The organism is Curtobacterium subtropicum (genome assembly GCF_030362975.1).
In the GTDB taxonomy this organism is placed as follows: Bacteria; Actinomycetota; Actinomycetes; order Actinomycetales; family Microbacteriaceae; genus Curtobacterium; species Curtobacterium subtropicum.
This window is the reverse complement of record NZ_JAUCMM010000014.1, coordinates 29,730-42,193: the sequence shown is the minus strand read 5'-3', so window position 1 is coordinate 42,193 and position 12,464 is coordinate 29,730. Positions and strand designations below refer to the sequence as shown.

The window sequence follows — 12,464 nt, the reverse complement described above, 5'->3', positions numbered from 1 at the left end:
CTTCAGACGATCCTACCGTCAGGCCGGGTCCTGCCGGGCGTGCGGCGGGCGCTGCTCGGGCGCGCCGCGCACGAGCGAGGCGGGTCGCAGCACGCCGGCACCGAACCGCGCGGCGACCGCGTCGACGGTCGTCTCCGTCTCACGCCACGGCGCGTCGTCGTCCCACAGGGCGTTGCTCGCGGCCGCCGGCACGAGGTTCTCACCCCGGACGCCGATCAGCCGGATCCGGTTGCCCGGGCGGTGCAGGACGTCGTAGAGCTCGACCGCCTCGTGGTGCAGCCGCTTGGCGACGTCGGTCGGCTCGGCGAGCGTCCGGGAGCGGGTCAGCGTGCTGAAGTCGGTGTACCGGACCTTGAGCGCCACGGTGCGCGCCTGGACGTCGGCTCGACGCAGGCGGACGGCGACCTTGTCGGCCAGACGCAGCAGTTCGCGCGCCACGTCGTCGCGCTCGGTGAGGTCGCGGCCGAACGTGACCTCGTGCCCGATCGACTTCTCGCTGACGCCCGTGTCGACGACGCGCGGGTCGCGCCCCCACGATAGGTCGTGCAGGCGCTGTCCGCCAGCGGGCCCGAGGGCGGCGACGAGCGAGGGCAGCGGGGTGTGCGCCAGGTCGCCGACGGTGCGGATGCCCCGGCGCTCGAGCTTCTCCTGCGTCGTCCCGCCGACACCCCAGAGCGCGGACACCGGCTGGGGGTGCAGGAACGCCACGGTGTGCTCCGCCGGCACCACGAGCAGCCCGTCCGGCTTCGAGCGGCTCGACGCGAGCTTCGCGACGAACTTCGTCGAGGCCGCCCCGACGGAGCAGTGCAACCCGGTCTCGCGGAGCACGGCCGCGCGGATCGCGGTGCCGATCTCCCACGGGGTGCCGTAGAGCCGCAGCGCTCCGGCGACGTCGAGGAACGCCTCGTCGATGCCGAGCTTCTCGACCTTCGGCGTGAACTGGCCGAAGACCCGCATCACCGCCGCCGACTTCGCCGCGTACTTCTCGAAGTGCGGTTCGACGATGACCGCGTTCGGGCAGCGTCGCTTCGCCACGGCCATCGGCATCGCGGAGTTCACGCCGTACCGACGGGCCTCGTACGTGGCGGCGGTGACGACGGAGCGGTCCGAGTCGTGCCCGACGATGACGGGGAGCCCGCGCAGGTCCGGACGGTCGAGCAGTTCGACGGAGGCGAAGAAGGCATCCATGTCGACGTGCAGGACCGTCGCCGTCACGTCGTCGACCGGCTGCGCGGAGACGAGGCGGTTCCGTCCGTCCTGCTTGCTCACCTGGCGATGATGCCACGTGCCACCGACACCCGCAGCGCCGTAGCGGGCCGGGCGCCTACGCGAGCGGCCCGAGCTCCGCCGCCGCGATCGTGCGCGCCGCCGAGTCCCGCGTGGACGGGTGGTACTGCCCGGCGCGGACGTCGCGGGTCAGCCGGGCGAGCTCGGACGACGCCCGGAAGGCCGATCCGCCGGCGAGCCGGAGCGCCTCGTCCACGACGTGCTGCGCCGTGTCGACCGTCCGTGCCTTCGTGCCGACGAGCAGCGGGAACCAGCGTGCGCCGAGGTCGTCGGCGTCGTCCACCGAGCGGGCGAGCGACGACACCTGCAGCGTCACCGCGTCCACCGCTCCGCGCAGGTCGGCGACCGCACGCCGCACGTCCGGGTCCTGCGACCGCGGCACCCCGTCGCGCCCCTGCCGTCCGGACACGGCCGCGACGGCCAGCTCGAGCGCCCGCTCGGCGATCCCGACGTACACCGACGCCACGAGCAGCTCGAACGCCGCGAACACCCCGAAGACGAGCGGGTCCTGCGTCGGACCGACGGGGAGCACCCGGACGATCCGCGACGCCGGCACGTGCACGCCGTGCAGCAGGGTCGTGCGGCTCTGGGTCGCGCGCATGCCGAGCGTGTCCCAGTCGTCGAGGTGCTCGACGTCGCCGTCCGAGCGCAGCACGAAGCCGTGCACGAGCCGCGGCTCCGGTCCGCTGGTGTCCTTGCCGAACACGCTGAGCACGTCCCACGCGGGTGCGAGGGAGGTGGACACCTTCGTGCCGGTGAACCGGTAGCCGCCGTCGCCGTCCGGCTCCGCCGTCGTCGACGAGTCGAACAGCACCGCGTCGTTGCCGGGTTCGCTCACCCCGAACGCGAGCAGGTGGTCGTCCGCCGCGTGGTCGGTGACGGTCTGGAGGAACGACCCACCCCGCGCGGTGACGGCGCGCGCCGCCTGCACCCAGACCTGGTGCATCCCGAGCCCCAGCGCGGTCGCCGGTGCGGCCCGAGCGAGCCGCCGCTGCAGGCTGCTCGTCGCGGCGAGCCCGAGCCCGGCGCCGCCCTGTTCGACCGGGACGCCGATCCGGAGCCAGCCTGCCGCGCGCAACTCGTCCAGGTCTTCTGTGCAGAACGTGTTCTCGGCGTCGTACCGCGGGGCGCGGGCGGCGATCCGCTCGAGCAGGTCCTCCGGCAGCGTCCACCCGGGGTCGTCGACCAACGTCATGCGACGAGACTACGGTCGGAGGCGTGTCAGCTCGTCATGCGTGGTCCAGGTACGTCGCGATCGGTGACTCGTTCACCGAGGGGATCGGTGACCCCGACCCCACCGTCCCCGGCGGACACCGCGGCTGGGCCGATCGGGTCGCCGAGGTCCTCGCGGCCCGGACCGACGACTTCTCCTACGCCAACCTGGCGATCCGCGGGCGTCTGCTCGGGCAGATCGTCGAGGAGCAGGTCGAACCGGCTCTCGCGCTCGGCCCCGACCTCGTGACGGTCTCCGCCGGCGGCAACGACATCATCCGCCCGGGCTCGGACCCCGACGAGCTCGCGGAGCGGTTCGACGGCATGGTCGAGCGCCTGCGGAGCGGCGGTGCGAGCGTCGTGCTCTTCACCGGCCCGGACGTCGGCATGACCCCGGTGCTCGGCATGGTCCGCGGCAAGACGGCGATCTACAACGAGAACCTGCACGCGATCGCCCTGAAGCACGGCGCACTGGTCGCGGACATGTGGGCGCTCCGGGTCCTCCGCGACCCCCGGATGTGGGCGCCGGACCGGCTGCACCACTCGCCGACCGGGCACGCGACGGTCGCCGCCGCCGTCCTCGACGCCCTCGGGGTCGACCACGGACTCGACCCGGTGACGCCGGAACCGCTGGAGCCGCGGCCGTGGCGGGAGGCCCGCGTCGAGGACCTCGGGTGGGCGCGCGAGTACCTCGTCCCCTGGGTCGTGCGTCGTCTCAAGCACACCTCGTCCGGCGACGGCATCAGCGCCAAGCGTCCCGACCTGCAACCCGTCGCCGGGACCTCCGACACGCCCTGACGCGAGCTCCGGTCAGGCCGTCGGGCGACGCAGCGTGAGCGGACCGTCGTGGAGCGGCTGGGTGACCCACTCCCCCGATGCCGTGCCGGTACCGGGGTCGAGCCGGAGCCGAGCGGCGTGCGGGGTCTCGACGAACCGGACGACGACCTGCACGGCACCGTCGGCACCGGTCGCGGCGCTCGCGGCGAGCGGTCCCTCGACCGCCCACTCCCCCTGCCCCACCGGGAACGACAGCAGCCCGCCGTCGACGTCGACGGTGAGCCGCCACGCGCCAGCACCGGTGTCGGTGTCGGGCTCCAGCCGGAGCCCCTCGAGCACGCCGTCCGACTCGTACGAACCGGCCGCTGCTCCGGTGAGGTGACCGCCCTGCACCGGGGGCAGCCCGAGGGAGGCGAGTCGCGCCTCCAGGCCGGCGTCCGCGTCGGAGCCGTCCGCGTCTGCGTCGTCCGCCGTGTCGGGGTCGCGCGGCGCGATCGCCGGGAGCAGGTGCTGCCAGGCGGCGTCGAGCACGGCCTGCATGTCGAGCGACTGCCCGGTCAGGGCGAGCACGACGTCCTGTTCGGGCAGGACGACGCAGAACTGACCGTACGCACCGTCCCCGCGGAAGCCGTGCCGGGCCATCCAGAACTGGAAGCCGTAGCCCTGGCGCCAGTCGGGCTCCTGCTCGTCGGGGTTCTCGACCTGCGTGCTCGTCGCGGCGTCGACCCAGTCCTCGTCGAGGATCCGCTGCCCGTCCCACACGCCGCGCTGCAGGTACAGCTGGCCGAGCGCGGCGACGGCGGCCGTGGGTGCGTACGCGCCGCTGAAGCCGAGCTCGGCGCCGGTGTCGTCGCGCTTCCAGGCGAGGTCGTCGATGCCGAGCGGGTCGAGCAGGCGCGGGCGCAGGTAGTCGACGAGCGACCCGCCGCTGGCCCGGCGGACGATCGCGGCGAGCGTGTACGTGCACGGCTGGTTGTACGCGAACACCGTGCCGGGTTCATCGTCCGGGGGCGTGAGGAGGAACCCGCGGACCAGGTCCTCGGGATCGGTGGCCTCCGCCCGCTGCAGGGTCTCCTCGCGGTGTCCGGACGCCATCGCGAGCAGGTGCCGGACCCGGATCCGTCGGCTGCGCTCGTCGGTGACGTCTGCGTCGAACTCCGGGAACCACGACAGGACCGTGGCGTCGAGGTCGACGAGCCCCTCGCGGACGGCGATGCCGACGGCGGCGGCGGTGAAGCTCTTGCTGAGGGAGTACAGCAGGTGCACGCGGTCGGCGGCGTACGGCGCCCACCAGCCCTGGGCCGCGACACGGCCGTGCCGCAGCAGCACGATGCTGTGCGGTTCGACGTCGGGGGTCGACTCGAGGGCGTCCAGGAACGCGGTGACCCCGCGTGCGTCGATGCCGAGTGCGGACGGGGTGCTGCGCGGGAACGTCGTCGTCACGCAGCAGAGCCTACGCGGCGAGCCCCCAGCGCCCGGCGGACGCTGCAGGGGCCGGCCCGGCCGCTGCGGTGGGCGCGGCGGCTGCGGTCGGTCCGGCTGCTGCGGTCGTCTCGACGCCACGGAAGGGGTTCGTCCAGCGCCACCAGAGACCCGGGTCCTCGATGGAGCGCTCGAGTTCGAGCGGCACCGTCACCGGGTCGTGGTGCTCGATGGTGAACCGCACCGTGCCGACGCGCTCGCCGCGGTCGCCGAGGGTCACGCTGTCGAGCCGGGTGCGCGCGGTGACCCTGGTGTCCCCCCACACCAGGACCTCGGCGGCCCGGTCGGCCACGGCGTCGGCGTCGTCGTGCCACGGCGTCGAGTACGTGCCGAAGGTCTGACCGGCGTGCGTCAGCGTCACCACCTGGAAGTTGTCGGCCACCGAGCGGAGCAGCGTGCGGACGTCGACGTCGAGCGACGGGTGGTCCCTGCCGCCGAGCATCACCCCGACGACGGTCACCTGGCGTCCGCCGCGCTGGTACGTGGCGGCGAAGAGCAGACAGGCGCCCGCCTGGTCGAGCGTGCCGGTCTTGATGCCCTCGATCCCGTCGAGGCCGAGGAGCTTGTTCGAGTTCTCGATCTGCCCGGCCCCGGGCACCGTCACCTGCTGCGTGCCGACGATCTCCTTCACGACCGGGTCCGCCAGCGCGAGCTGCCCCAGCCGGACGAGGTCCGTCGCGGTCGACTGGTTCGCCGGGTCGAGGCCCGTCGGCTCGTGGATCGTCGTGTGGTCGAGGCCGTGCGCCTCGAGCCAGGTCGAGGCCGCGCGCTGGTAGGCGCCCATCGACCCGAAGGCCCAGAGCGCCAGGGCGCCGGCGTAGTTGTTGGCCGACTTCATGAGCATGACCTGCATGGTCTGGTACTCGGACAGCTGCAGACCGTCCGGCATCGGAGCGACCTCGCCGTTCTGCGCGAGGTACTCGGCGTACAGCGCCTGCATCTGTGCGTCGAAGCGGATCGTCGGCCCGGACGCCCCGCGGTCGAGGGGCTTCGCGTCGAGCACGACCAGGGCCGTCACGACCTTCGTGATGCTCGCGATGGACCGCGGCTCCGTGTCGCCGCTCGTGCGGAGGCTCTCGGGGAACCCGGTGGCCTGCACCGCGGTCGCGCCGTAGCCCGGGAACCGCAGGTCGGGCAGGGTCGAGGTCGGGGCGGAGTACGTCGTCGTGGTGGCGCTCGCCGGGGCGAACGGCACGACCGCGACGGCCACGAGGTACCCGACGGCGAGCAGGAGCACCGCGACGACGCCGATCGTCACGGGCCTCCGGACGGCGGAGCGGGGGCTGCGGACGGGACGGGGCACGGGAACCGAGGGTAGCGGGCCGTGCCGGGACGTCGGCCGACAGCGGACCGGCAGCCGGCGCCGGCCAGCGGACTCGGGTCGCCCCCGCCGTGTGACGAACACGTAAAACATCGCGCTGCGGCCCCCGTCCGACGTCGGGCTGCCCCTAGCGTGCTGGACATGCACCACGGATCCACCCCGGGCGCCCCGTCGGGCGGCCGCACCACCGCACCGCCCACCGTCGGCCGCACGAGCGCGACAGGGACGACGGACCCGACGAGCACGACGGGCACGACGGCCACGACGCCGGTGCTCCAGCCGGGGACCGGCCCCGTCCGCTCGTCCCGGTACCTGCCCGCCGAGGCGGACCGGGTGCTCTGGGGGCGACTCCCGAACGGCGACGACCGCCCCGTCGTCACGCTCGCGCCCGGCGACGACCTGACGATCGACACGGTGAGCCACGAGGGACTCCTGCCGGACCAGGGCAGCGACCCGGTGGCCTTCTTCGGCCGTCACGGCGTCCCACCCGAGCACGTCCTCGCCGACGCCGTCGCGATCGCCAGGGCGGGTCGCCGCCACCCCGAGCAGGACGGCCCGCACGTCGTCACCGGGCCGATCGCCGTCGAGGGTGCCGAGCCGGGCGACGTCCTCACCATGACCGTCCTCGAGACGCTCCCCCGCGTGCCCTACGGCGTGGTGTCCAACCGGCACGGCCGCGGGGCGCTGCACGGCGAGTACCCCGTCGACGGCACGACCGTCAGCGTCTTCGCCGACGTGGTGCCCGGCGACGACGGCCCCCGCGGCCGCATCCCGATCACGGAGGGCGGCGACCGGTACGCCCGCTTCCCGCTCGCGCCCTTCCTCGGGATCATGGGCGTCGCCACGCCCGGTGAACGGCTGCACTCGGTGCCGCCCGGCCGCCACGGCGGCAACATCGACGTGAACCTGCTGCAGGTCGGTGCGCAGCTGCACCTGCCCGTGCTCGTGCCCGGTGCGCTGGCGTACGTCGGCGACCCGCACTTCGCGCAGGGCGACGGCGAGGTCGCGCTCACCGCGATGGAGGCCTCGCTCCGTGCGACCGTGCGCTTCGACGTGACGCCGGCCGCCGAGGCCGCGCAGCAGTTCGGCGAGCTCGTCTGGCCGCTCGTCGAGACGCACGAGCACCTGGTGCCGACCGGGCTCGACCCCGACCTCGACGAGGCCGTCCGCGCCTGCGTCCGACACGCGATCGCGATCCTCGGCGCCCGGTACGGCATGGAGCCGCACCTGGCGTACGCCTACCTCAGCGCAGCGACCGACTTCGACGTCTCCCAGGTGGTCGACCTGGTCACCGGAGCGCACGCCCGCATCCGCAAGGCCGACTTCGAGGACGTCCGGTGAGCGCCGCGGCACCCAGCGCCGGCGGTCCGTCCGGACCCCCCGGGCTCCTCGACGCCCTCGACGCCTACGAGCGGGCGCTCGCGCAGGACGACCTGGCCGCGCTCGACGACGCCTTCGTCCGCTCCCCGTCGACGCTCCGCGGGGACGACCGCGGGCTGCTCGTCGGCCACGACGCGATCAGCGCGTTCCGCGGGACGCGGGGCGGGATCGCCCCACGGCACCTGAGCCGTGTCGAGGTCCGAGTGCTCGCCGAGGACCTCGCCCTCGTGGTCTCGGTCTCCACGTTCCGCGACGGCGGGTCGGGCCTGCAGACCCAGCTCTGGCGGCGCGACGCCGACGCGTGGCGCATCGAGGCGGCACACGTCACCGGCCGACAGCGCCCCCTCGACACCACGGTCTGGCGCGTCGTCGGCGACCCGCTCCTCCCGCCCACCGGCAGCGGACCCCTCGACGGTCACACGGTGGCGGTGAAGGACCTGTACGCCGTCGCCGGACACCGCGTCGGCGCGGGCAACCCGACGTACCTGCGGGAGTCCGAGCCCGCCGCCGCGTCCGCCGCCGCCGTCGCCGCACTCCTCGACGCGGGTGCGTCGGTCCGCGGCATCGCGCGCACCGACGAGTTCGCCTACGCCCTCACCGGGCGGAACGAGCACCACGGCACCCCGCCGAACGGCGCCGACCCGTCGCGTGTGCCGGGAGGCTCGTCCAGCGGGTCCGCGTCGGCCGTGCGTTCCGGCGCGGCGGACGTCGGACTCGGCACGGACACCGCGGGATCGCTGCGGATCCCCGCCTCGTACCAGGGGCTCTGGGGCCTCCGGACCACGCACGGCGTCGTGGACCGCGCCGGGCTGCTGCCCCTCGCCCCGTCGTTCGACACCGTCGGCTGGCTGACGCGCGACGCCGACACCCTGGTCCGCGCCCTCGACGCGTCGGTGCCGCCGGGTTCCTCGCACGCGTCGGACACCGGTACACCCGTCGTGCTCGCCGAGCTCCTCGCGGCGGCGGACCCGGCGACGCAGGACGCCTTCCGCGCGGTCGCCGGCGACCTGCCGGTCGTGACCCTCGACGACCTCGGGATCCCGCCGCTCGACGACCTGCGTGAGCTCCTGCGACTCGTGCAGGGCGCGGAGGCGACCGCGGTGCACGGCGCGTGGATCGCCGCCCACCCGGGTGCCCTCGGGGTCGTCGTCGGTGCGCGGTTCGCCGCGGCTGCAGCGAACGAAGCGGACCTCGTCGCGGCAGCCCGCGAGCGCTTCCCCGTCGTCCGTGCCGCGATCCGCGAAGCCCTGGCCGACCGGGTGCTCGTCACCCCGACCGCGCCCGGTCCGGCGCCGTCGCTCACGGCCGGCGCGGAGGAGCTCGAGCGCGTGCGGATCGCCACGACCACCATGACCGCGCTCGCGAGCGTGGGCGGGGTGCCCTCGCTGAGCGTGCCGGCGCTCAGCGTCGACGGCGCGCCCGTCGGGGTGTGCCTCACCGGCGGGACCGGCAGCGACCGTGCCCTGGTGACCACGGCGCAGCGGTGGCTGCGCGACGGGGTCGGGGCGAGCCTCCCGGCCGGCGCGGTGTGAACCGTCTGCGCGAGCTGCGCGACCTGAGGGATCCGAGCTCGTCGCGTGGGCCGGAGGGGTCAGACGGTCGGTCGTGCAGCGCGCTGCGCGTGCGTGACCGCCCAGAGGCCCACGGCGCTGGCTGCCGCGACGTTGAGCGAGTCGACGCCGTGCGCCATCGGGATGCGGACCGTCGTGTCGGCCGAGGCGATGGCGGCGTCGGTCAGACCCCGCCCTTCCGTGCCCATCACGAGCGCGACCCGCTCGGGGACGTCGGCGACGAACGCGTCGAGGTCGACCGAGCGGTCGGTGAGCGCCATCGCGGCAAGGTGGAAGCCCTGCGCGCGGAGCTCCTCGCCCGCGGCGGGCCACTCACCGATGCGGGTCCACGGCACCTGGAGCACCGTGCCCATGCTCACCCGCACACTGCGGCGGTAGAGGGGGTCGGCGCAGCGCGGGCTGACGAGCACCGCGTCCGCCCCGAGTCCGGCGACGCTCCGGAACACCGCGCCCACGTTCGTGTGGTCGACGACGTCCTCGAGCACCACGACGACCTTCGCGTCCCGGACGACGTCGGCGACGGACGGCAGCTCCGGGCGGTGCATCGCGGCGAGGGCGCCACGGTGCATCTTGAAGCCGGTCAGGTCCTCGAGCAGTGCGTCGGGTCCGACGAAGACCGGCCCCTCGTGCTCCGCCACGAGCGGCAGCACGCTGTCGAGCCACTTCTCCTGGACGATGACGCTGCGCGGGACGTGCCCGGCGCGGACCGCGCGCTCGATCACGGTGTTCGACTCGGCGATGTAGAGCCCGCCCTCCGGCTCGGTGACCCGGCGGAGCGCCACGTCGGTCAGCCGGGCGAAGTCGTCGAGGCGGGGGTCGTCGAGGGAGTCGATGCGGATGGGGTGCACGGGGCTCGTTCCTGGGAAGGCGGCTGGGCGTTCGGCTGTTGAGGGTACCGTGGACGACGTGCTGACCGACCCGACGACGGACGAGCTCGACCGCGTCGTGGAGCTCCTGGCGGGCAAGCGTGTCGCCGTGCTCTCCGGCGCCGGTCTCAGCACCGACTCCGGCATCCCGGACTACCGCGGCGAGGGGCGCGTGGTGCGGAAGCCGATGACGTTCCAGGAGTTCCGCTCCGACCCCGCGAAGCGCCAGCGGTACTGGGCCGGATCGCACCTCGGCTGGCGCACCTTCGCCGCCGCCCGACCGAACACGGGCCACCGGGCGCTCGCAGCACTCGAGGACGCGGGCATCCTCACCGGCATCGTCACGCAGAACGTCGACGGCCTGCACCTGCGCGCCGGGTCGCGGCGGGTCGTGGAGATCCACGGCTCGATGGACCGCGCGGTGTGCCTGACCTGCGGACAGGTGTTCTCGCGCGCCGACCTGGCCGCCGTGCTCGACCGCGACAACCCGTGGATCGACGAACCGGGCACCGTGCAGCTCCAGCCGGACGGTGACGTCGAGATCACCGACGTCGAACGGTTCCGGGTGCCGGACTGCTCGGTGTGCGGCGGGGTGCTGAAGCCCGACGTGGTGTTCTTCGGCGAGTTCGTGCCGGCCGAGAAGTTCCGCGAGGCGGTCTCGATCGTCGCGGACGCCGATGCGCTGCTCGTCGTGGGCTCGTCGCTCACCGTGAACTCCGGCGTCCGGCTCGTGGACCACGCCACCAGGCGGAAGCACCCGGTCGTCATCGTGAACCGCGGGGCCACCCGCAGCGATCGCCGGGCGGCGGCGAAGCTGGACGCCGGGACGACGGAGACGCTCGAGGCGTTGGCCGCACGGTTGGTGCCGTCCGACGCCGCGTCGTCGGCCGTTCCGTCGTCGGGCGCTGCGCCGGCCGCTCGAGGGGCGTCTGGCAGGATCGACGGGTGACGACGCTCCTCACCCTGGTCCGGCACGGCGAGACCGACTGGAACGCGCAGCGGCGCATCCAGGGCTCGACCGACATCCCCCTGAACGACACCGGGCGCTCGCAGGCCGCGGCCACCGCGCTCCTCCTCGGCCGCCGACGGTTCGACGCGGTCGTCGCCTCGCCGCTGTCCCGCGCGTTCGAGACCGGCGCGATCATCGCCCGGCACCTCGAGCTCCCGGAGCCGACGACGTACCCGGGTCTCGCGGAGCGCTCGTACGGCGAGGCCGAGGGGCTCACCGACACCGAGGTGGCCCGCCGGTACCCGGACGACGTGATCCCCGGACGCGAGTCCCGCTCCGCACTCCTGGCGCGTGCGACCGAGACCCTGGCCGAGATCGCCGTCCGCTTCGACGCCGGGTCGGTCGTGGTCGCGACGCACGGTGCCGTCATCCGCGCCGTCGTGAACGCCGCCGCTCCCGGCACGGCGGACCGGTGGACGACGCCGATCCGGAACGGGTCCGTGCACTCGTTCCGCTGGGACCCCGAACGGTTCCGCGCCGAGCTCGTGCGCTTCGACGACCCGCTCGACGACGTCTCCGAGCAGACCGGCGACGAGTCCTTCGCGGAGCAGAACCCGCTCGAGCGCCGGTAGCGCGGGCAGCGGTCCCTCGCGCGCAGCGGATCGGCCGAGGGTCACCCGCGCGACGGAAGGGCCGCGTAGCGGATCGGCCGAGGGTCACCCGCGCGCAGCGGACCGGTACCCGACCGTTACCCGCGGCCGCGGGATCGACAGGACCCGCCCGGACTAGGCTCCGCTCCACGGGCGACCCGACCACCGCCCGGTGGTGATCGCACCCGTGCGCGAGGAGGGGCCGTGACGAACCAGGGACCGGCGGACGACCGCGTCGACCCGACGGACGACCTCGACCGGGCGTTCGGTCCCGAGACGGCCTCGGTCACGACGGCGTCCACCGGTCAGCGGTTGCGACGCGGCACCGTCATCACGCTGTCCTTCGTCGCGGCCGGTGTCGTCATCGCCGTCGTGCTCTCGACCATCGTCGGCAGCATCCAGACCGGGGTCGGCGGTGTGTTCCCCCGTCCGCAGGCAGCGCTCGACCGGTTCCGCACCGCGGCGACCGAGGTCGCGGGGGTGCGCGCCGTCCGCGACGAGGAGACGACGCGGGACTCCCTGGCGGCGTACCGGGTCTCGGCCGTGGTCGACGCGGCACCGGGGCTGTCCCACGGCCAGCAGGTGGACATCACCCGGGCACTCAGCGCGGCGGCCGCCGACGCGGACGGCAACGGCGTCGTCGTGTCGGCGGAGGTCCGGTTCGACACCATGGTGATCGGGGTCACGACGGACGCCGAGGTCACGCGCCAGCGACTCGAGGTCGCCAGGTCGGTGGCGGGGATCGGCGGTGTCGTCGCAGTGCGGTGCGACTGGGCCACCGACGCGCCGTCGGACGACACAGCCGCGCAACGGGTCGAGCTCGTCACGGCCGCCACCGACGTCGCCCTCGCGGCGATCACGGACGTCGCCCAGCGCGCGACGCACGACGTCTTCCCCGACGCCGGCGTCAGTGCGCGCCAGCCGTCCTGACGACACGCTCCGCGTCGTCCGCAGGGTCGGCCTCTGCGG

At 74.3% G+C, this 12,464-nt stretch carries 11 protein-coding genes; 6 read left to right on the top strand and 5 right to left on the bottom strand.

Annotation, left to right across the window (positions count from 1 at the left end):
- Positions 1-18: 18 nt before the first annotated feature.
- On the bottom strand, positions 19-1,269 hold the full coding sequence (gene dinB, locus QUG98_RS15165; RefSeq protein WP_058750238.1) for a DNA polymerase IV: 1,251 nt from the start codon (positions 1,267-1,269) through the stop codon (positions 19-21).
- Between the two features lie 55 nt (positions 1,270-1,324).
- On the bottom strand, positions 1,325-2,482 hold the full coding sequence (locus QUG98_RS15160; RefSeq protein WP_289471343.1) for an acyl-CoA dehydrogenase family protein: 1,158 nt from the start codon (positions 2,480-2,482) through the stop codon (positions 1,325-1,327).
- 23 nt (positions 2,483-2,505) lie between these two features.
- Here QUG98_RS15160 and QUG98_RS15155 point away from each other — a divergent pair, with 23 nt between their 5' ends.
- Positions 2,506-3,297, top strand: a complete 792-nt coding sequence (locus QUG98_RS15155) for an SGNH/GDSL hydrolase family protein (RefSeq protein ID WP_289471342.1) — start codon at positions 2,506-2,508, stop codon at positions 3,295-3,297.
- 12 nt (positions 3,298-3,309) lie between these two features.
- On the opposite strand, the gene QUG98_RS15150 is transcribed toward QUG98_RS15155, so the two are convergent.
- Positions 3,310-4,719 carry a serine hydrolase domain-containing protein gene (locus QUG98_RS15150; RefSeq protein ID WP_289471341.1) on the bottom strand — a complete coding sequence of 470 codons (1,410 nt, stop codon included), beginning with the start codon at positions 4,717-4,719 and terminating at the stop codon, positions 3,310-3,312.
- 10 nt (positions 4,720-4,729) lie between these two features.
- Positions 4,730-6,061, bottom strand: a complete 1,332-nt coding sequence (locus tag QUG98_RS15145) for a D-alanyl-D-alanine carboxypeptidase family protein (RefSeq protein ID WP_289471340.1) — start codon at positions 6,059-6,061, stop codon at positions 4,730-4,732.
- A 159-nt stretch (positions 6,062-6,220) separates the two neighbouring features.
- Here QUG98_RS15145 and QUG98_RS15140 point away from each other — a divergent pair, with 159 nt between their 5' ends.
- Positions 6,221-7,420, top strand: coding sequence for an acetamidase/formamidase family protein (locus QUG98_RS15140; protein WP_289471339.1), 1,200 nt, complete (start codon positions 6,221-6,223; stop codon positions 7,418-7,420).
- Positions 7,417-8,991, top strand: a complete 1,575-nt coding sequence (locus tag QUG98_RS15135) for an AtzH-like domain-containing protein (RefSeq protein ID WP_289471338.1) — start codon at positions 7,417-7,419, stop codon at positions 8,989-8,991. The genes QUG98_RS15140 and QUG98_RS15135 overlap by 4 nt, the downstream gene beginning before the upstream one ends.
- 59 nt (positions 8,992-9,050) lie before the next feature.
- On the opposite strand, the gene QUG98_RS15130 is transcribed toward QUG98_RS15135, so the two are convergent.
- Positions 9,051-9,878 carry a TrmH family RNA methyltransferase gene (locus tag QUG98_RS15130; protein ID WP_289471337.1) on the bottom strand — a complete coding sequence of 276 codons (828 nt, stop codon included), beginning with the start codon at positions 9,876-9,878 and terminating at the stop codon, positions 9,051-9,053.
- Positions 9,879-9,939: 61 nt separating this feature from the next.
- Here QUG98_RS15130 and QUG98_RS15125 point away from each other — a divergent pair, with 61 nt between their 5' ends.
- The 3 genes from QUG98_RS15125 to QUG98_RS15115 all read left to right on the top strand — a co-directional run bounded on the left by QUG98_RS15125 (position 9,940) and on the right by QUG98_RS15115 (position 12,425).
- Entirely contained in the window at positions 9,940-10,845 is a 906-nt protein-coding gene (locus QUG98_RS15125; protein WP_434533455.1) for a Sir2 family NAD-dependent protein deacetylase, read from the top strand.
- Complete coding sequence (locus QUG98_RS15120) at positions 10,842-11,477, top strand: histidine phosphatase family protein (protein WP_289471335.1); 636 nt, start codon at positions 10,842-10,844, stop codon at positions 11,475-11,477. The genes QUG98_RS15125 and QUG98_RS15120 overlap by 4 nt, the downstream gene beginning before the upstream one ends.
- Before the next feature lie 222 nt (positions 11,478-11,699).
- Positions 11,700-12,425 (top strand): hypothetical protein, encoded by a 726-nt coding sequence (locus tag QUG98_RS15115; protein WP_289471334.1) that lies wholly within the window; start codon positions 11,700-11,702, stop codon positions 12,423-12,425.
- The last annotated feature ends 39 nt before the right edge of the window (positions 12,426-12,464 follow it).